Here is a 19,149-nt window from a genome sequence, read left to right on the forward strand (position 1 = left end):
CATGGCTAAAGCCCTTGATTTGTTAACTGAACAATTACACCAGCGCATTCTCATTCTAGATGGCGCGATGGGAACCATGATCCAGCAGTTAAAGCTGGATGAGGCCGACTATCGAGGCGAGCGATTTGCGAATTGGCCATGCGATCTCAAAGGCAATAATGATTTGTTGGTGCTAACCCAAGGCGATAAAATTGCAGATATTCACCGCCAGTACCTTAAAAGTGGCGCCGACATCATTGAAACGAACACTTTTAACGCCACAACCATTGCGATGGCTGACTATCAGATGGAGGACGTCTCTTTTGAGATTAACTTTGAAGCGGCCAAGCTTGCGCGTCAAGTCGCTGACCAAGTCAGTGTCGAAGAGCCTTTAAAACCACGCTTTGTTGCAGGCGTGCTTGGGCCAACGAATCGAACCTGTTCTATTTCTCCGGATGTGAATGACCCTGGGTATCGTAATGTTCATTTTGATGAGTTGGTTAGCGCCTATGAACAATCGACGACTGCGCTGATTAAAGGCGGCGTAGATCTTATCCTTATCGAAACTATCTTCGATACACTCAATGCGAAAGCGGCGGTTTTCGCGGTTAAAACAGTTTTCGAAACCCTTGGGTGTGAACTGCCCATCATGATCTCTGGAACCATTACCGATGCTTCTGGACGAACGTTATCTGGGCAAACCACGGAAGCTTTTTATAACTCGCTTCGTCATAGTGACGCTATATCGATGGGCCTTAACTGTGCGTTAGGGCCAAAAGAGCTACGCCAATATGTGCAAGAGCTATCCCGCATCAGTGAAGGTTTTGTCAGTGCTCACCCGAATGCAGGTTTACCCAATGCTTTTGGTGAATATGATCTAAACGCCGAGGATATGGCCAGCGAGATTAAGCAGTGGGCACAAGATGGTTTTTTAAATATTGTCGGTGGATGCTGTGGTACAACGCCTGAGCATATTCAAGCGATGGCTGATGCGGTTGCTGATGTACCGCCGCGGCCACTTCCCAAGATTGCGCATGAATGTCGATTATCAGGTTTAGAAGCGCTCAATATTTCCCAGCAGAGCCTGTTTGTAAACGTTGGCGAACGTAATAACGTGACCGGTTCGGCGCTGTTTAAGCGATTAATTGTCAATGATGATTACGACAAAGCTTTAGAAGTTGCGGCGCTGCAGGTAGAAAACGGCGCGCAAATTATCGACATCAATATGGATGAAGGGATGCTCGATTCTAAGGCGGCGATGGTTCGCTTTTTAAATCTTATCGCTGCCGAGCCAGATATTGCCAAAGTCCCGGTGATGATTGACTCCTCCAAATGGGACATTTTAGAAGCGGGTCTAAAATGTGTGCAGGGCAAACCCATTGTTAACTCTATTTCCCTCAAAGAGGGAAAAGAGAAATTTGTTCATCAGGCCAAATTGCTGCGCCGTTATGGTGCTGCGGTCATTGTTATGGCTTTTGATGAAACAGGCCAAGCCGATACTAAAGCGCGTAAGGTCGAAATTTGTCGGCGCAGCTATCACGTATTAGTCGATGAAGTTGGGTTTCCGCCTGAAGATATTATTTTCGATCCGAATATTTTCGCCGTTGCCACCGGCATTGAAGAGCACAATAACTACGCGCTTGATTTTATCGAAGCGGTAAAAGAGATTAAAGCGCAGCTGCCTTATGCGATGATTTCGGGCGGCGTATCGAATGTGTCATTTTCCTTTCGTGGTAATAATCCTGTTCGCGAGGCGATTCACGCTGTGTTTCTTTACCATGCGATTGCTAATGGCATGGATATGGGAATTGTTAATGCGGGACAGCTGGCAATTTACGAAGATATTCCTTTAGAGCTTCGCGAAAAAGTTGAGGCGGTGATCCTCAACACCCATTCAGGAGCCACCGATGAGCTATTAGAAATTGCTCAAAACTATCGCGGTGATGGACAGGCAAAAGAAGCTGACCCAAGAGAGCTAGAATGGCGAAGCTGGCCAGTGAATAAGCGCTTAGAACACGCGTTAGTCAAAGGCATTACTGAATTTATTGAAGAGGATACCGAAGCTGCGCGCCAGCAAGCCGAGCGCCCATTACATGTCATCGAGGGGCCTTTGATGGATGGCATGAATGTGGTGGGCGATCTGTTTGGCGCCGGTAAGATGTTCTTGCCGCAGGTGGTCAAATCAGCGCGAGTGATGAAACGTGCGGTTGCTTACCTTAATCCGTTTATTGAAGCTGAAAAATCGAGCGATCAAAAATCAAACGGTAAAATCGTCATGGCGACAGTCAAAGGCGATGTGCACGATATTGGGAAAAATATCGTTGGCGTGGTGTTGCAGTGTAATAATTTTGAAGTGATTGATCTGGGCGTGATGGTGCCATGCGAAAAGATTTTGCAGGTCGCCAAAGATGAACAGGCCGATATGATTGGTTTGTCTGGTTTAATTACGCCATCTTTAGATGAAATGGTGCATGTTGCCAAAGAGATGGAGCGTCAGGGGTTTGATCTTCCGCTGCTTATTGGTGGTGCAACGACATCTAAAGCGCATACCGCGGTTAAGATTGAGCAAAATTACTCTCATCCTGTTGTGTATGTTTCTAATGCCTCAAGAGCTGTAGGCGTATGTCAGAACCTGCTTTCAACCACGCTGAAAGCTGATTTTGTAAAACGCTTAGCGCAAGAGTATGAGGTGGTGCGCGAGCAACATGCTAGAAAACGACCTCGAAGTGCACCAGTGACCTTGCAACAGGCGCGCGACAACGCGTTCGTAACTGACTGGCAAAATTATCGACCGAGTGTTCCCAAAAAACTCGGGGTGCAAGTATTTGATAAAGTTCCGATCGCCACCTTGCGCGAGTATATCGATTGGACCCCCTTTTTTATGACATGGTCGCTGGCTGGTAAATATCCGCGTATCTTAACCGATGACGTGGTAGGTGAGCAGGCGCAAGCACTATTTGCCGATGCAAATGCGATGCTCGATTCTCTTGAGCGTCAGCCTAACATGCAGGTTCGTGGTGTCCTTGGTCTCTTTGCGGCCAACCGGGTCGGTGACGATATCGAAATTTATACCGATGAGAGTCGTACAACCCTGTTGGGGGTTAGCCATCAACTGCGTCAACAAAGTGAAAAACCCAAAGCCAGTAACTATTCATTAGCTGATTTTATCGCGCCGAAAAGCTCTGGGGTTGCCGATTATATCGGGGCATTTGCGGTTACTGGTGGCATTGGGGAAGATGAATGGGCGGATAGCTTTAAAGCCAACGGCGATGATTACAACGCGATTATGGTCAAAGCGGTTGCAGATCGCCTTGCCGAAGCCTTTGCTGAATATCTGCATTCGCAGGTGCGCCGTGAACATTGGGGATATAGTCCGGATGAATCACTGAGCAATGAAGAGTTGATTCGCGAGCGCTATCAGGGGATCCGTCCCGCGCCGGGTTATCCTGCTTGTCCTGAACACACCGAGAAACGCCTGATTTGGCAGTTGTTAGATGTGCAAAAACGCATTGGCATGAAACTGACCGACAGTTATGCGATGTGGCCCGGTGCTTCGGTATCGGGTTGGTATTTCAGCCATCCTCAATCGCGTTATTTTGCGGTGGCAAAAATTCAGCATGACCAGCTGGAAGACTATGCTAAACGCGCCAAAATGACGATCGAGGAAGCTTCGCGCTGGTTAGCGCCAAACCTGGATGATTAGTGAAAATGGTGATAGTTCAAATATTTCGAACACAATGGTCAATATAATCACATATATTCGAACATAAAGCCGTGGTACCATTTTCACATCATAAAAAAGGAGATCAAAAAGATGGCAAAGATTTTAGCGCTCAAATCAAGTGTACTTGGTGAATACTCTCAGTCTTCAAAATTGGTTGATGAATTTCTTTCTCAGCACAAAGATGATGAAGTGATCGTTCGTGACTTGGCTGCTAATCCTGTTCCTGTTCTGGACGGTGAATTAGTCGGTATGCTGCGTCCTTCTGGTGAGTTGAGTGCTCGTCAGCAGGAAGCTAAAGAGCTTTCTGACACACTGATTAAAGAAGCCAAAGAAGCTGACCTGTTGGTACTGGCTGCTCCAATGTACAACTTTGCTATTCCTACTCAGCTAAAAACTTGGTTTGATTTCGTAGCGCGTGCTGGCGAAACTTTCAAATACACTGAATCTGGTGCGGTTGGTTTGATTGAAAACACCAAAGCATTGATCGTAACTACTCGTGGTGGTATCCACCAAGAAGGCGGTAGCGATTTCGAAATTCCTTATCTGAAAACTCTGTTGGGCTTTTTGGGTATCAGCGAAGTTGAAGTCGTTTATGCACAAGGTCTGGCAATGGGTGAAGAAGTTGCTAAACCACAGTTAGACGAAGCAGTTGCTAAACTGAGCAGCTATCAGATCTAAGCTGATAATCGTTGATTAAAAAAGGCTGCGTTGCAGCCTTTTTTATTGTTAAGATTCACTTTTTTGTTTAATCGCTCATCTGTTGAGCTTGTTCTTTGAGCTCTTCAAGACGCGTCTCACAGTCAAGCCAAGCCTCTTCAGCTTGCTCGAGCTGCGCTCTAACGGTTGCTTGCTGTTTTATCAACGTATCTAACTGCGATTTTTGACCTGCTTCATATAAGCTTGTATCACTCATCTTGGTTTCAATCTCATGAAGCTGCGCCGTTAATTTTTCTGTCTGCTTTTCGAGTTTTTCCAGCTCTTTGCGAAGTGGCTGTGTCTTTTTGCGAAACTCTGCCTGCAAGCGCTTTTGCTCCTGTCTTGCGTTTTGTGAGTTTAACGCTTGCGGTTTATTTGGCGTATTACTACCTTGATTTTGGGCTTTGAGCCACGCTTGATATTCATCTAAATCACCTTTAAAGGCATGCACACTACCATTGTCGACCAGATAAAACTCGTCACAACTGGCGCGCAATAAAGCTCGGTCATGCGATACTAAGACCATCGCGCCTTCAAAGCTTTGCAGGGCAATGGTGAGCGCATGGCGCATATCTAAATCTAGATGGTTGGTCGGTTCATCGAGTAACAACAGATTGGGTCGCTGATAGACGATCATCGCCAGAACCAATCGAGCTTTTTCACCACCACTAAACGGTGCGACTTTCGCTAGCGCCTGGTCGCCAATAAAACCGAAGCTCCCCAAATAATTACGTAGTTGCTGCTCAGTTTGATCAGGGGCTAAACGGCGCATGTGATCAAGGGGTGAATCATCAACGCGAAGCGTCTCTAACTGATGCTGTGCAAAATAGCCAATTTTGACGTTCGCATTCAGATCTAGCACGCCTGAGAGCGGTGTTAAATCGCCACTTAATAATTTAATAAATGTGGATTTACCCGCGCCATTTCGGCCAAGCAGACCAATGCGGCTGCCGGGCACGAGGTTAAACTGGATTTCACTGAGCACGGTTTTATCTTGATAGCCTGCGCTGACCTTTTCCATCTGCAATAGAGGCATTGGCAGTGTATCTGGCGGCTGAAATTCAAAATTAAATTCTGAGTCGACGTGCGCGGGCCCAACTAGTTCCATTTTTTCTAATGCTTTTAAACGGCTCTGCGCTTGCTTGGCTTTGGTTGCTTTATAGCGAAATCTGTCCACATATTTTTGCAGGTGATCGCGCTGTTTAAGCTGTTTCTCATGTAACGCCTGTTGCTGCGCAAGTTTAGTGGCTCTTTGGCGTTCGAAGCTTGAATAGTTCCCGGTGTATTCATTAAATTTAGCGTTCTCAATATGAATGATACGCTCGGTGGTCTGATCTAGAAAATCGCGGTCATGAGAGATGATAATTAAGGTGCCTTGATAACGTCCCAGCCACTGTTCTAGCCAAACGACAGTGTTGATATCGAGATGGTTGGTCGGTTCATCAAGCAGTAATAGATCGCTGCGGCACAATAGTGCCTGAGCTAAGTTTAATCGCATCCGCCAACCGCCCGAGAAACTAGCAACGCTCTGTTGCTGCGCAGGTTCATCAAATCCCAAACCTGCTAGTAGGGTCGCCGCTCGCGCTTGAATTTGATAGCCCCCGATGGCATCTAATTGCCCGTGTAATGTCGCGATTGCCAGACCATCGTGATTTGCTTCAGCTTCGCTAAGCTTGGCCATCACTTGTCGATATTCCAGATCGCCATCAATGACATAGTCGATAGCGGAGCACTCAAGTGCGGGCGTGTTTTGCGCAACACTTGCAATTTGCCAGTTTGCTGGAAAGTCGAGCTCACCGCTATCGAGAGTTAATTCACCTTTTAACAGGCTAAATAAAGATGATTTGCCGCAGCCATTTTTGCCGACTAAGCCGACTGATTGACCTGGATGGATGGTCAGTGATGCTTTGTCTAGCAGGACTTTGATGCCGCGCTGCAGACTAATTTGTTGAGCTGTGATCATAGTGATAACTTAAAATGCAATAATAAGGGATCATATCTTAAAAGTGGTTGAACTGTCGAAGTTCACTAAGTAGGTTGATGATGAAAAGACGATTTATCGCTGGTGCGAGCTGCCCAAAGTGCCATCAGCAAGATACATTGGCTATCGAATCAGATAGCCAAGGCCATGATAGGGTCAAATGTGTGCATTGTGGCTATCAATTTGAAGATAAACAAAGCAAATCCCAATCTTCAACAAAACAGCCACAACAGCCATCAATTGCGCGATTTAAACTCTAATCGAGCCGTTTCCCTAAGATGGCTAGGTTGCGCAATGTGTCATCAAGCTTGGCAATTTTTGGTAATTCGCCCCACAGTTGGTAACCATGATGTTCAAATAACTTCATGCTGGGGATATTGTGACTAAAAATAAACCCAAGTAAAACATTAATGTTTTGTGTTTTGGCCAGTGTTTCAGCGTCATCTAAGAGTCGTTTGCCCAAACCGTGCCCTCGGCAACTTTCTGCCAGATAAATACTCAGCTCGCGGGTTTGCTGATACGCAGGGCGGCCATAAAAGGCGCTAAAACTAAACCACGCAATGATTTCACCGTGGCTAATTGCAACCTGAACCGGGTGGCCAATGCGTTGATGTTCCTCAAGCCAACCAGCACGGTCGGCGAGCGTAATCGGTTCCATATCGGCAGTCACCTGTCGAGATGCAATCGTTGAGTTATAAATGGCAACAATCGCTTCAAGATCCTCTGTTGTCGCGCTGCGTAATTGATAGTCCATCATCAAAACTTCTCTTATCTTTAATAATGTGGCGGTGGCGTTTCCTCAGATTGAGATGCAATCTGGGAGGGTTGAAATTGCTGAATTTTATCACTGAGTAATTTTACTTGGCGAGTTAATTTATCGATTTGCCACTGCTGATTGGTAATCGCGTCATTAAGCTGGGCAATGGTATCTTCCTGAAACGTCAGCTGACTTTCCAGTTGTTCAATGTGTTCTTGTAATTCAGATGTCATCAGATTATTCGTTATGTACAGACCAATATTCAACCAAGCCACTTGAGCTTGCACTTATCACCTGTCCATTGTCATCGATTGTGGCGTCATATACAACCGCGCTGGCAGGGCGGCGCTTGGTATTAAGGCCAACTTTCCACTGCTCAAGTAACTGACCTGTTTTAACATCCCACAGCCGCAGTTTGCGATTCGCTGAGCCTGTTAACAGCCACTGGTCATGGTTGACAAAACGCGCTGAGCTAAAAATCTCTTGGCGAGTGTGAATGGCTAATTTGCTTAACAATTGACCTTGAACAATGGTGTAGATCTTAGCTTGATTATGACTTCCTGCGACAAAGATATATTTTCCATCTGGTGTCATGGCAATTTGCGTGATGCGACTATTCATGTGGACTTTGGTGATGATTTGGGCGCTTTGTGTATTCCATAAAATCGCATCTCCGCCATTACCTGCGCTAAACGCATAGCGGCCATTGGCCGATAGTCGCACGATATTAATTGCTTGCGTATGGCCTAAAAATTCCAGCCTGCGGCCTGTTCTAAGATTAATAAACACGACCTTGGCATTTTCTAACCCCACCACGACGTTTTGGCCGTTAGCTGATAGCGCAATATCGCGAATGACCGATTGGCCGATAGAATAAAAACCCAATGATTGGCCGGTTTGCGTTGACCAAATCGCAAAATCATGGCGCGATGCGCTGATCGCATAGCGATGTTCGGGGGAGAATTTAACTAAGAAAACGTTATTTTGTGATTGTTGCTGCCAGCGAAACTTAATTTGAGCATTAGGGGTAAGCTGCCAAAGCGTTACATCATCGCTAGCGCTAGACATTAAACTTAATGAACCATCCCGGCTTAGAGCCGCCGCAAAAACTCCATCACGCTCTTGAGTAATGGTTTTACTCGCCTCTGTTTTAGGCGTGCAACCAGCCAAAAGCGCTATTAGTAGTAAAATAGCCCCGAAATAGCTGCGTCTTACGTAAATTTGTGTGAAATAAATGTTCATATCTTTCTACATGGCTCGATAGACGCTAGTATAGACGGCTCATTGAAGAATCAGTAGATTAAGTATATCGGCTATTGTGTATAGAAATGAAGCCATTCTATTGATTATGATTGATAAATCTTAAGGTCTGGAGAGTTCATCTCATGAAAAAATATTTAGCAGTATCGCTATTAGCCAGTTCGGTCTTGTTTGCAACGGCTCAGGCGAGTGCTGCCACCGAGCATTTCAAAACAGAAGCACAGAAACAGGCATATGCTGTGGGCGCTTCTATGGCTCGCTATTTGGATAAATCACTGCAGCAGCAAGAAAAAATTGGTGTCAAACTCGATCGCAATATGATCATCGAAGGTATGAAAGATGGTCTCAATGGTAAAGTTAAGCTTTCTGATAAAGAAATTCGCGCTGCTTTAACTGATATGAGTAAAGATTTGGCCGCCAAAGCGAAGAAAAAAGCAACTGACGATGCTGCGAAAGCGAAAGTCGAAGGAGCGAAATTTCTTAAAGAGAACGCTAAAAAACCAGGCGTAAAAACAACTAAATCAGGCTTACAGTATAAAGTTCTGAAAAAAGGAACTGGCGCTCAGCCTAAAGCCTCTGACATTGTCACGGTCAATTATAAAGGTTCATTAATTGATGGTACGGTCTTTGATAGCTCTGCTAAACATCACCAACCTGCCACATTTAAATTAGATCAGGTTATTCCTGGTTGGACTGAAGGCGTGCAGCTGATGCATCAGGGCGGTAAATATCGCTTCTATATTCCAGCAAAACTGGCTTATGGTGAACATGCTACAGGTGCTATTCCAGGTAACTCTACATTAATTTTTGATGTTGATTTACTTAAGGTTAAAGCCGCACCTAAAGAAGCATCTGACGACTCAGCTAAGTAATATTAGCTCAAAAGCGATCCTAATTATCCATTGGGATCGCATTCTGATTTAAGGATTGGCCTGCGCCTTCTCATCAACGACATGTTGGTAAAGCTCTGCAAGCAATTTATCTTCGACCGTGAAGCGGTTCTCTAAGCTTTCACCGATAACACCTAATGTATCGATAAACTCATTGAGTTCGCTTAAGTCACTGATTTCTACATATTGGTCATAAAAATCAACAATTGTTTCGGTGGTTGGAGCAAGTTGGTGGATATATCCGTGAACACGTCGGTAATCTTGGCAGTCTTCAATTATTTGGTCAAATACGCCAAAGTGTCCGGTTGAAACATAATCGACTAAATGGTGGCAGAAGTGCTGGATCTGCTCTATTTGCGGCAACTTTTGAGCCGATTTAGGTTGTTTTTGCCCGACCAGCTGGCAATATTCAACAATCAGTTGGCTTCGTGCGGCAAGCCAGTTATCGATAACTTGACTTGCGCCCCCCCAACGTTGTTGAGCTTGGGCTACTCGTGTAAGCATTGTGACCTCCGGCCTCTAAGTGATACAAAGGACTATCTTAATTTAACTTTGGTTGAACGAATGGATTTGATCAAGTTTCCAGCGCAAAGATCGTAAAATAAGGAATTATATGTCTGTTTCTCATCCGAATCGTCAGTCATTAGCTGGCTGGTGGTTTTTTACCTCACAAGACAAAATATTGTGTGTGCCGCAAGGTCAGCGTATTCCGTTTGGTCAAATCGACGATCTTCCTGTGGCGGAATCTTGGCTCACTCAAGCTGAGTATTTTAATGACTATATGGGAGAGCCTTGTTATCGATTAGCCTTAGATGAGCCGATTGATCTAGGCTTAGGTGAATGGATAACCCTTTATCAGCTGGTGAGTGATTTAGACGAGGCTTTGTTTTTGCTCGCAGGTCAAGCGATGCAACAGGCATTGTTTTTAAAAACCCATCAGTTTTGTGGCCAGTGCGGCCAACCGATGGCGCGTGTTGAGTGGGAATTTGCCATGCAGTGCGAGCACTGTGGGTTTCGCGCTTATCCGCGTATTTCGCCTTGTATTATTGTGGCCATTCGTAAAGAAAATTCCATCTTGTTGGCTTGCCATAAACGGCATGTCAAAAAAGATAATCCGATTTATACCGCGGTTGCAGGGTTTGTTGAAACAGGTGAAACCCTTGAGCATTGCGTTCAACGTGAGGCGTTTGAAGAGACGGGGATTCATGTCGATAACATTCGTTATGCTGGCAGTCAGCCGTGGCCATTTCCTCATTCATTGATGATGGCTTTTTTAGCTGATTATCAATCGGGTGAGATTAAAGTTCAGCGCAGTGAACTGGTGGATGCAAATTGGTTTGAGATTACCAACCTGCCGCAATTACCAAAACATGGCACGATTGCCCGTAAAATTATCGATACGTTGGTTAGCAACATCTCACAAGAGCTAAAAGGGTAATCGAAGAGGGGGACTATGGCCTTTATTGGCGAATCACCATACAATGCCGCACAGTTTGTGCCAGCATCAGGAATACTATGAGCAAGTTAAAAAATGATCGTTACTTAAGAGCATTGCGCCGCGAAGAGGTCGATGTTACGCCTGTGTGGATGATGCGCCAGGCTGGGCGTTATCTGCCTGAATATCGACAATTGCGTGCAAAAGCAGGTGATTTTATGGCAGTTTGCCAAAGTCCTGAACTTGCTTGTGAAGTAACATTGCAACCGCTGCGCCGATTCGCTCTGGATGCTGCTATTTTATTCTCTGATATTTTGACCATTCCTGATGCAATGGGATTGGGACTTTATTTTGCCAAAGGTGAAGGCCCAAGATTTAACCATCCGATTCAATCGTTAAGTGATGTCAAAGCGCTGAGCATACCCGATCCCCTCAAATCGCTGAGCTATGTTCCGGCTGCGGTGAAAACCATTGTTAGAGAGTTAGATGCCAGTGTGCCTTTGATTGGTTTTTCAGGTAGCCCTTGGACATTGGCAACTTATATGGTGGAAGGGGCGTCAACAAAGCAGTTTACCAAAATCAAAAAAATGCTCTTTAGTGAACCTGCCACATTGCATCTATTGCTGGATAAATTAGCGCTGTCCGTCATTGATTATCTGAATGCTCAGATTGAAGCGGGTGTGCAAGCGGTCATGATTTTTGATACCTGGGGCGGAGTATTAAGCGGCGATTGTTATAGAGAGTTTTCGCTTGCCTATATGCAAAAAATTGTCGAAGGAATTCATCGCAGTGTTGATGGCCAGAGCATTCCGGTGACGCTATTTACAAAAAATGGTGGTCAGTGGCTGGAGTGGATAGCTCAGAGCGGCTGTGATGCAATTGGCATCGATTGGACGTGTGATATGGATGATGCACGGCGCAGAGTTGGCGATAAAGTGGCTTTGCAGGGAAATATGGACCCTTCGATGTTGTACGCGTCAGCCGATAAAATTGAGAGTGAAGTCAAGCGCATACTTAAGCAATATGGTCACGGCAATGGCCACGTTTTCAATTTAGGTCATGGCATTCATCAGGATGTCCCTTTGGAAAATGCGGGTGTATTTGTGGATGCTGTTCACCAATATAGTCGCGCTTATCATCAAACTTCTTACAAGGGGTGAATAACTGTTAAATGTTATTGTCACTAAGCTGTGATAGAAACACGCTAGAGTGACAACGCGGTTATTTGTTTTAAGGTTATTTATGTTTTGGATCTGCTTGGTGTTAGGCGCTGTGGCCGGAACCCTCTCAGGATTGTTTGGCCTCGGTGGTGGGGTGCTCATCGTCCCGGCGCTAGTTGTGATTTTTCATTGGGCTCATTTTCCATCAGAGTTGGCTATCCATATGGCGATGGGAACTTCTCTAGCAACGATTATTTTTACCGCTTCAAGCTCGACCTACGGGCATTATAAACAGGGAAGTGTTGACTGGAAAATTGTCTGGCAGCTTACCACTGGGATTGTTATTGGTGCCTTTTCTGGAAGCTGGTTGGCGCATTTTATTAATGGTCGATGGCTCGAGTGGGCTTTTGGCGTTTATTTAATTTTGATTGCTCTCAAAATGTTGTTTGCTCATCAGCAAGTTTCTAACCGTTCCATGCCTTCGATATGGGTGACTAACTGTGTCGGTATCTTTATCGGGTTTAAGTCGGCTATTTTTGGCGTTGGCGGCGGGACTGTCACAGTGCCGTTTTTAAACTATTTTGGTCAGCCAATGAAGCGCGCCGCTGGGATCTCAGCCGCGTGTGGATTGCCGATTGCCATTAGCGGTACGTTGGGATATCTGTTTGCGGGAAGTCAACACGATATATTGCCTCAGTGGAGCGTCGGTTATGTCTATCTGCCGGCGTGGTTGGGAATTATTTTAACCAGCTCTATCTTTGCTCGCTTTGGCGCCAAACTCTCCCATATTTGGTCTCAGCAACGGCTACAGCGATTGTTTGCAATCTTGCTGTTTGCCATTGCTGCCAAAATATTTATCGCTTAGAGCGGCTTTTAAGCCAATCTAAGCGATAGCGCATCTACTATGGTTGCCAGATATACAGCGCTTGTTTGCGCAATTTATCTTTAGTGGCTGCGCTCTCACCCCATTGGTAGTGAATCGCTGCGCCATCCCATGTACCGTAAATCGGGTTAGGCAGCACAATGTATTTAGTGCCCCACTGTGGACGATACTGGTCAGCTAACTGCTGGCGTTGCTCCATGCTCTTAGCATCAAATTTATCGCTGAAATCACCTAAATTATCTCCCATGTATAAGGCAATATCATAATGAGAGCGAACTTGATTGCGTCGTGGTTCTTTATCGCTGCTGGTGGATTTCATTAATAGATGGGAGTTTACAACATTAGGAAAACCAAGTTGTTTAAGGTTCGTTAACGTTGCCTCACGAACTTTCTCGGCACGGTTGGTGATATAGAACACTTGCACACCATGCTCACTGGCGAAATTTAAAAATGATACTGCGCCAGGAATTGCCGTTGCTTTACTTTGTTTCACCCACTGTTGCCAGGTTTTACTCGAATAGCCCTGATTTTTGCCAATTAACCAGGCTTGATATGGCAGATTATTTAGAACCGTTTCATCAATGTCGACAACCACCGCCAGAGGCTTGCTATGATCGCTTGATAACTCTTTTTTTAGCTGATCACTGGCAACATTAAATGCTTGATAACACAGCGCTCGATATTCAGCAGAACGTTGCATCCAGACTAAAGCCTGCATCTGTTGCTCGTTCAGATCTTTGGTTGAATAAGAGGATGATGGCTGTGATGGGGAAGATTGCACATGGTTATCAGTCGATGATAACTGAGCGCACCCAGATAAAATCAGTGAACTGAAGGCGATGATCGAGAGCTGTTTAAGCATAGAGAGATCCTGGAGATTATTAAAACTATCAGTATTTTGCCATATCATACCGTATCTGCTAGAGCTGCATAGTGCAAGATCTTGTAAATTTTTGCCTGTTTTAGACTATCCCCATGTAGGGATTTTCCCCAATTGAGCCAATTCAATAAGCTGCCTATGCTTAGCTCATGAGCAATGTAATGAAATCAGCTCAGGCTGAATCCCGCGTCGAAATTCCAGCCTGTCAACAAGTGCAGCTCATGCAAAAAAATGCCAGTGAGCTTCGCTTGCAATGGTTTGGCTGGATGCTTAACGATGAAAATAGACGTCTTGATAAATCTCAGTTTTTAGAGAAGGTTCAGTTGTGCGCGCAAAAAATGCTAACAGAGCAGGTTGGCGGGCCGCTTTTAATTGTCATTGATGTTGAGTTGCTAAGCGATAAACCATGGCTTGAACAACTGTTAGATAAGCTTTTAAAGATTCACTTTTCTTGGCGAAATCTAATAGTACTGGTAAACGATTGGCCAAGCCAAAATGACGTGGCGGCTGTCAATCAATCCATTTATTGGCTGCGCTCATGTCAGGTTCAAGTTTGGCTCCAGAGTTTGCAAATACCCAGTAAATCTCAATTGGAATCCGTTTTAGTGGATGCCGTTGTGGTGGATGCTTTTCATGATCCGCACTTGGCTGGTGACGATTTTGAGGCGAATGTGGATGAGCTATCAGAGGATAATGCTGCGGTGATCCTCTATAATCCTCCCGAGTCATTTCTGCAAGGTCATGATATATCAGCGCTATTGAGTGTGCTAACATCCAGTGACGATTCTATGTAAAAAACGGAGTTTTTTATGCACTGGCAATGGCCTTTTTCAGTCCCAAAAGCTCGTGCATTTCAAACTCATGCAGCATCTCAATTAAAACTCGTTCCTTATCAACAGAACGTTCACTGCATTGCGGGTGCGGATATTGGTTTGCCAAATAAAGCCAAGCAAGTTCGAGCCGCAATATGTACTTTCGATGCGAACGATTTAACGCCTATAGAACTGAGTATTGTGACGTTGCCTAACACGATGCCGTATATTCCCGGACTACTTGGTTTTCGCGAAGTGCCAGCGCTGGTAAAAGCTTACCAATTGTTAGAGACCAAGCCGCAATTGATTTTGGTTGATGGTCAGGGGATTGCACACCCGCGCCGCTTTGGTAATGCATCTCAGCTTGGTTGGCAACTCAATGTCGCCACCATTGGGGTGGCTAAATCAAGACTAACCGGCGAACATGAGCCCTTAACTGAAGCGCTTGGCAGCGTTCAACCTCTAGTGAGTCAAAGCCAAACCATCGGGTATGTATTGCGCTCAAAAGTGCGCTGTAAACCGCTCTATCTTTCGCCTGGCAACTTAGTGTCAACAGAGCAGAGTTTATCCTTTGTTCAGCAATGTCTAGACGGTTATCGCCTGCCGAAGCCGACTCGTTGGGCAGATGCATTTGCCTCTAATCGGTCCTCGGCAGCGAAGTTACTAAAATTAATACCCTCGAGCAAAGTCCACCAGATAACGTAGCGGTTGTGAATTGAGGTAGCGGTTCACATTATCCAAAATGACCGGTTGAACATCTTCGATACGTGATGGAGCGGCAATATGTGGCGTAATACTCACTTGCGAATGACGCCAGAGTGGATGCTCTTGAGATAGCGGCTCTTGGTGCATGACATCCAGCACAGCTCGAGCATTTGGATTGTCATCAAGAAAGCTCAGTAGTGCTTTTTCATCAACGGTGGTGCCCCGGCCACTGTTAATAAACAATGCTTCGCTAGAAAAAAGCGAGAGCAGCTGGGCGTTGACCTTCTCATAGGTTTGTTCGGTGCTTGGCAGTAAGTTGGCAATGACATCTGCTTTTTGGATGAGCTCGCTTGCATCATCCCAGCTCACTACACTTTGGAATCCTTCAGCAGGTTTGGCTGAGCGGCTCACAGCATCGACACGCATTCCTAACTGGCTTGCTGTTTTGGCAACAGCTTGAGCTAAAGAGCCACTTCCTAGGCACAACAGTCGATATTCGGTTAGTGGGCGATAACTCAGTTGTTGCCATTGTTGCTGGCTTTGTTGTTTCTCATATTGAAACAAATGACGTTGCCACGCCAAAATATAACCCACTACGTACTCACTCATGGCTTGGCCAAGAACATCACGAATGTTGGTTAATTGATAATCACGGCGCATTTGTGGTTTCAATAATGGGTCTACGCCGGCATAAAGTGACTGAACCCATTTGAGATTAGGCATTCTCTCTACCACCTGTTGGCCATCGGCGGGGGTTGCAACTAAAATTTGAGATTGCAGGCCTTCATCGGCCAGCTCTTGAGCATTTTTAGCATGAAATATGGTAATTTGCGGATGAGCTTGTTGGATCTGTTGAGAAAGCTCTTCTAAGTTTTGGCCAATTAGAGTGATATTTGTTGACATATTACTTCCTGATATCGCTTGTGTTTGAACTTTTTTTGGTCGTTTTTTAAACTTATTGTGTCATGTTAATACAAATGATTCATTTTTAGCTATTTTATTTATAATTTTACTGGTGCTTTTACAACTTTCTTTTAAAATCACCTCTTTCATCAACCCGGGAGTTTATTGATGCTATCAGCTTCTTTTTTGACAAATTTAAAAAAGCTGCCAAGATTAGCGCAATTACTGTTTTGTGCTTGTTTAGTCCAGCGGATGATGCCAAATTATAAGTTGTTCGCTCTGGCTACCGGGTTTGCCCGTGATGATGCGCTAGATAAATATATGGCGTTGTTCTGGGAATATTTGAGCTATCCGAAAGCGCGCATTAATTTTGCGTTGCAGCGCGAACAATTGGATCCAGTTATTCCGGAAGTCAATAATTTTGATGTTTATGGCGTATATCCGGCTTTGGATTGCTGTGTCGGACTAGAATTATTATTTAGTATCGTTCTGAGCTTTGATGGGGACGAAGCGGCGCAGGCGAGCCAGTTATCGCTGAGTTCGGTGACAAATTTTTTGCAGATGCAAAATGATTTTGCTGATGATGAGCAATTATTCCAAGAGCCATTAGCAGTAGAGGAGTTTGCATTTCAAAAACAATGTTATGATTTTGCTCTTAATTTTCAGAGAAATCATGATTATATAAAACAGGTGAGAGAAGTAGCTCGACAAGAAGATGTGAGTAATCTAGGGATCTGTTTGCGGGACGAATAATTCCTGTTACAGTGGCCTTCGGCATGGGATATTTCGGTAATTTTATACGGAAATTGTGTTAATCCCGCGTCAAATCTGGCTTCTTGGATAAAAAAATCTTTGCGAAGCTTATTTTTTTCTCTTAAAGTGTTCTCGGCTAATCGAAAATAATCACAAAGGATTACTTATCTATGAATAAAACTGAACTGATTGACGCTATCGCAGAAAAGGCGGATCTGTCTAAAGCTCAAGCAAAAGTGGCATTAGAAACTACTCTGGAATCAATCTCTGGCGCGCTAAAAGGTGGTGATCAGGTTCAGCTGATTGGTTTCGGTACTTTCAAAGTAAATCATCGTGCAGCTCGTAAAGGCCGTAACCCTCAGACTGGCGCTGAAATTGATATCGCTGCAGCGAACGTTCCTGCGTTTGTTGCTGGTAAAGCTCTTAAAGACGCAGTTAAGTAATTTGTCTCTCTAAACAGGTTAAACAGTGTTAACCTGTTATTGTTAGAATAAATATGGGCATTCGATGCCCATATTTTTCTCTTCGTTCCGACTCGGAGCATCTTATGTCCAACGCCTTTGTGTTAGTTGCTCATGGCAGCCGTAAAGATGAATCCAATCAAGAAATCATCGATTTTACGAAGTGTTTACACAGCGCCTTAAATCCACGTTTTGATATTATTTGCCACGCTTTTTTAGAACTCTGTGAGCCAGATCTTCACTCGCGGCTTAGTCAGTTGATGGCCCAAAAGGTGAGTTCAGTGACATTGTTCCCATTTTTTCTGGCAGCGGGGAAGCATGTTCGCAATGACTTGCCTGAACTGGTGAATGCCCTTGAAAAGCAATATCCTGAGTGCGAATTCATTTTGCTTGAACATTTAGGAAAACAAAGCGGTTTGGTGAAGTTGATTCAAGAAGCTGTGCTATAAAAGCGACAGCTCCCTGACTGGCAATCTGAGCGGTTTTTAAAAATTATAATCAGTGCCGAGATAAAAGTTATTTTCATAGCGTAAGTCTGGGCCTGCGCTATAACCAAAAGTTGTGCGGCGCCAACCAACTACTACATCGACGTTATCAACTGCCATATATGATGCTTTAGCACCATATTGCATGTATCGGTCAACGTGGTGAAATGACAAAATATCGGGTGCGTAATAAGTTTCCGCTGTAGCACTTAGCCTGTCATTAAGCTGATAAGTAACGTGGCCACCGAGAGCAACGACACCACCATTTTTATGGTCTTTTGCATCCAGAAAAACAGCTTTGCCACCAAAGCCAAAGGAAATTGGATCGGCATTTCCGACAAATTCGGCTCCCAACTGGCCGATTGTCCCGCTATCGTCAGAATATTGACCATTGGCAAAAAATTGCACATTTTCCCCTGCCATTGCTTTAATACCACCTGCCACACTTTTGTTGTTGACCTGTGCGTTGATGTTGTTATTTGCATGTCCTGTGGCCGCAAATGCTGACTGTCCTGCCAGCAGCAATCCTGCGCCTGCTATTGAAAGTGCCATTATTCGTTTGTGCATTGTAGTCTCACTCATTTGAAGTCGAACAAAGTTAACTGACAATTTTAGTGATGCATTGATACGGCGAGATGTCACGTTTTTGTCGTTTCAGTTGTTATTACAAATAGTATGCCAGTTATGAAAATAATAAAGGATGTGACCATCCTTTATTATTTATTGTAGTTGCAAGTCTGATGATTCGTGAAAGAGCATTAGCTCGCGGCAAGCCATACTCCAACCAAAGCCATCAATGTACCAGAGATACGATTGAGCCATTTAAGGTTACCTGAATGGGCCAGATAGTGTCCCAATGTCTTACCTCCGGAGGCGTAAATGGTCAGGCAGACAAATTCGCTGCACAATATGATTGCAACCAATAATGTTAGCTGCGGGGCAACCGGTTCGTTAGCATTGATGAACGGCGGTAACAATGAAACCATAAATGCCCAGGCTTTGGGGTTGGCAATGGCTGTAATCCACCCTTGTAACGCCAGTGCTTTACGACTTTGTCGCTTAGCGTTATCCGGCATGTGTTGCAAAGCCAACTTGGAACGAGCTCGCCACATCTGAATGGCTAGATAGATGAGATAGGCTCCGCCTAAGTATTTCAATATATTAAAAAGATGAGGGTAGTTGAGCATGATGGTTGCAACGCCAATCACAGAGGTTACTGCAACGCTGCCAACACCAATGAGTTCGCCTATCATCATCCATAATGTTCTTTTGACACCGATTGTCATACCCAGCGTCATTGCGAGAGTCATACACATTCCTGGGGTGAGTGAGACAAAGAAAAACGTCCCCAGAAAGGCCATCATGACGTGTCCGTGCATTTAATT

21 protein-coding genes are annotated in these 19,149 nt (G+C 44.8%); 12 read left to right on the forward strand and 9 right to left on the reverse strand.

The annotated features are described in order from the left end of the window. Position 1 precedes the first annotated feature (1 nt). The gene (metH, locus tag ABTQ23_RS18445) at positions 2-3,682 is read left to right on the forward strand and encodes a methionine synthase (protein WP_408617233.1); all 3,681 of its coding nucleotides are present in this window, start codon (positions 2-4) and stop codon (positions 3,680-3,682) included. Between the two features lie 111 nt (positions 3,683-3,793). Beyond that, positions 3,794-4,381 (forward strand): FMN-dependent NADH-azoreductase, encoded by a 588-nt coding sequence (locus ABTQ23_RS18450; RefSeq protein WP_408617234.1) that lies wholly within the window; start codon positions 3,794-3,796, stop codon positions 4,379-4,381. A gap of 67 nt (positions 4,382-4,448) precedes the next feature. On the opposite strand, the gene ABTQ23_RS18455 is transcribed toward ABTQ23_RS18450, so the two are convergent. Next, positions 4,449-6,362 (reverse strand): ABC transporter ATP-binding protein, encoded by a 1,914-nt coding sequence (locus tag ABTQ23_RS18455; protein WP_408617235.1) that lies wholly within the window; start codon positions 6,360-6,362, stop codon positions 4,449-4,451. A 77-nt stretch (positions 6,363-6,439) separates the two neighbouring features. On the opposite strand from ABTQ23_RS18455, the gene ABTQ23_RS18460 reads away from it, so the two are divergent. Continuing rightward, positions 6,440-6,640 carry a YheV family putative zinc ribbon protein gene (locus tag ABTQ23_RS18460; RefSeq protein WP_408617236.1) on the forward strand — a complete coding sequence of 67 codons (201 nt, stop codon included), beginning with the start codon at positions 6,440-6,442 and terminating at the stop codon, positions 6,638-6,640. On the opposite strand, the gene ABTQ23_RS18465 is transcribed toward ABTQ23_RS18460, so the two are convergent. From ABTQ23_RS18465 to ABTQ23_RS18475, 3 genes are read right to left on the reverse strand one after another with little or no spacing between them, the layout of a single operon-like run. Further along, positions 6,637-7,137 (reverse strand): GNAT family N-acetyltransferase, encoded by a 501-nt coding sequence (locus tag ABTQ23_RS18465; protein ID WP_408617237.1) that lies wholly within the window; start codon positions 7,135-7,137, stop codon positions 6,637-6,639. The genes ABTQ23_RS18460 and ABTQ23_RS18465 overlap by 4 nt on opposite strands. Positions 7,138-7,154: 17 nt before the next feature. Further along, on the reverse strand, positions 7,155-7,370 hold the full coding sequence (locus ABTQ23_RS18470; protein ID WP_408617238.1) for a SlyX family protein: 216 nt from the start codon (positions 7,368-7,370) through the stop codon (positions 7,155-7,157). Positions 7,371-7,374: 4 nt separating this feature from the next. Further along, positions 7,375-8,379: a WD40 repeat domain-containing protein gene (locus ABTQ23_RS18475; RefSeq protein ID WP_408617239.1), complete on the reverse strand. Its 1,005-nt coding sequence runs from the start codon at positions 8,377-8,379 to the stop codon at positions 7,375-7,377. Positions 8,380-8,489: 110 nt separating this feature from the next. Between ABTQ23_RS18475 and fkpA the strand changes: the two genes are divergently transcribed. Then, the gene (fkpA, locus tag ABTQ23_RS18480; RefSeq protein ID WP_408617240.1) at positions 8,490-9,269 is read left to right on the forward strand and encodes an FKBP-type peptidyl-prolyl cis-trans isomerase; all 780 of its coding nucleotides are present in this window, start codon (positions 8,490-8,492) and stop codon (positions 9,267-9,269) included. A gap of 48 nt (positions 9,270-9,317) precedes the next feature. Here the strand turns inward: fkpA and rsd are convergent, their stop codons facing one another. Continuing rightward, positions 9,318-9,791, reverse strand: coding sequence for a sigma D regulator (gene rsd / locus ABTQ23_RS18485; RefSeq protein ID WP_408617241.1), 474 nt, complete (start codon positions 9,789-9,791; stop codon positions 9,318-9,320). Positions 9,792-9,900: 109 nt separating this feature from the next. Between rsd and nudC the strand changes: the two genes are divergently transcribed. From nudC to ABTQ23_RS18500, 3 genes are all read left to right on the forward strand, one after another. Continuing rightward, positions 9,901-10,725 (forward strand): NAD(+) diphosphatase, encoded by an 825-nt coding sequence (gene nudC, locus ABTQ23_RS18490; protein ID WP_408617242.1) that lies wholly within the window; start codon positions 9,901-9,903, stop codon positions 10,723-10,725. A gap of 77 nt (positions 10,726-10,802) precedes the next feature. Beyond that, positions 10,803-11,882, forward strand: a complete 1,080-nt coding sequence (gene hemE, locus ABTQ23_RS18495; protein ID WP_408617243.1) for a uroporphyrinogen decarboxylase — start codon at positions 10,803-10,805, stop codon at positions 11,880-11,882. An 82-nt stretch (positions 11,883-11,964) separates the two neighbouring features. Next, complete coding sequence (locus ABTQ23_RS18500; protein ID WP_408617244.1) at positions 11,965-12,747, forward strand: sulfite exporter TauE/SafE family protein; 783 nt, start codon at positions 11,965-11,967, stop codon at positions 12,745-12,747. A gap of 37 nt (positions 12,748-12,784) precedes the next feature. Here the strand turns inward: ABTQ23_RS18500 and ABTQ23_RS18505 are convergent, their stop codons facing one another. Next, positions 12,785-13,627 (reverse strand): 5'-nucleotidase, lipoprotein e(P4) family, encoded by an 843-nt coding sequence (locus ABTQ23_RS18505; protein WP_408617245.1) that lies wholly within the window; start codon positions 13,625-13,627, stop codon positions 12,785-12,787. A gap of 179 nt (positions 13,628-13,806) precedes the next feature. Here ABTQ23_RS18505 and ABTQ23_RS18510 point away from each other — a divergent pair, with 179 nt between their 5' ends. Then, the gene (locus tag ABTQ23_RS18510; RefSeq protein WP_408617246.1) at positions 13,807-14,439 is read left to right on the forward strand and encodes a hypothetical protein; all 633 of its coding nucleotides are present in this window, start codon (positions 13,807-13,809) and stop codon (positions 14,437-14,439) included. 15 nt (positions 14,440-14,454) lie between these two features. Next, positions 14,455-15,162 carry a deoxyribonuclease V gene (gene nfi / locus ABTQ23_RS18515; protein ID WP_408617247.1) on the forward strand — a complete coding sequence of 236 codons (708 nt, stop codon included), beginning with the start codon at positions 14,455-14,457 and terminating at the stop codon, positions 15,160-15,162. Here the strand turns inward: nfi and ABTQ23_RS18520 are convergent. Next, positions 15,127-16,065 carry a D-2-hydroxyacid dehydrogenase gene (locus ABTQ23_RS18520; RefSeq protein ID WP_408617248.1) on the reverse strand — a complete coding sequence of 313 codons (939 nt, stop codon included), beginning with the start codon at positions 16,063-16,065 and terminating at the stop codon, positions 15,127-15,129. The two genes, nfi and ABTQ23_RS18520, sit on opposite strands and share 36 nt — an antisense overlap. 168 nt (positions 16,066-16,233) lie before the next feature. Here ABTQ23_RS18520 and ABTQ23_RS18525 point away from each other — a divergent pair, with 168 nt between their 5' ends. The 3 genes from ABTQ23_RS18525 to ABTQ23_RS18535 all read left to right on the forward strand — a co-directional run bounded on the left by ABTQ23_RS18525 (position 16,234) and on the right by ABTQ23_RS18535 (position 17,728). Then, the gene (locus tag ABTQ23_RS18525) at positions 16,234-16,818 is read left to right on the forward strand and encodes a YjaG family protein (RefSeq protein WP_408617249.1); all 585 of its coding nucleotides are present in this window, start codon (positions 16,234-16,236) and stop codon (positions 16,816-16,818) included. A 170-nt stretch (positions 16,819-16,988) separates the two neighbouring features. Continuing rightward, positions 16,989-17,261 (forward strand): non-specific DNA-binding protein Hbs, encoded by a 273-nt coding sequence (locus ABTQ23_RS18530; protein ID WP_408617250.1) that lies wholly within the window; start codon positions 16,989-16,991, stop codon positions 17,259-17,261. Between the two features lie 104 nt (positions 17,262-17,365). Further along, positions 17,366-17,728, forward strand: a complete 363-nt coding sequence (locus tag ABTQ23_RS18535) for a sirohydrochlorin chelatase (RefSeq protein ID WP_408617251.1) — start codon at positions 17,366-17,368, stop codon at positions 17,726-17,728. Between the two features lie 36 nt (positions 17,729-17,764). On the opposite strand, the gene ABTQ23_RS18540 is transcribed toward ABTQ23_RS18535, so the two are convergent. Together ABTQ23_RS18540 and ABTQ23_RS18545 are read right to left on the reverse strand one after the other, a co-directional pair. Continuing rightward, positions 17,765-18,331, reverse strand: a complete 567-nt coding sequence (locus tag ABTQ23_RS18540; protein WP_408617252.1) for a YfaZ family outer membrane protein — start codon at positions 18,329-18,331, stop codon at positions 17,765-17,767. Positions 18,332-18,522: 191 nt separating this feature from the next. After that, positions 18,523-19,143, reverse strand: a complete 621-nt coding sequence (locus ABTQ23_RS18545; protein ID WP_408617253.1) for a LysE family translocator — start codon at positions 19,141-19,143, stop codon at positions 18,523-18,525. Between the last annotated feature and the right edge of the window lie 6 nt (positions 19,144-19,149).

Source organism: Celerinatantimonas sediminis (assembly GCF_046054195.1).
Lineage (GTDB): Bacteria > Pseudomonadota > Gammaproteobacteria > Enterobacterales > Celerinatantimonadaceae > Celerinatantimonas.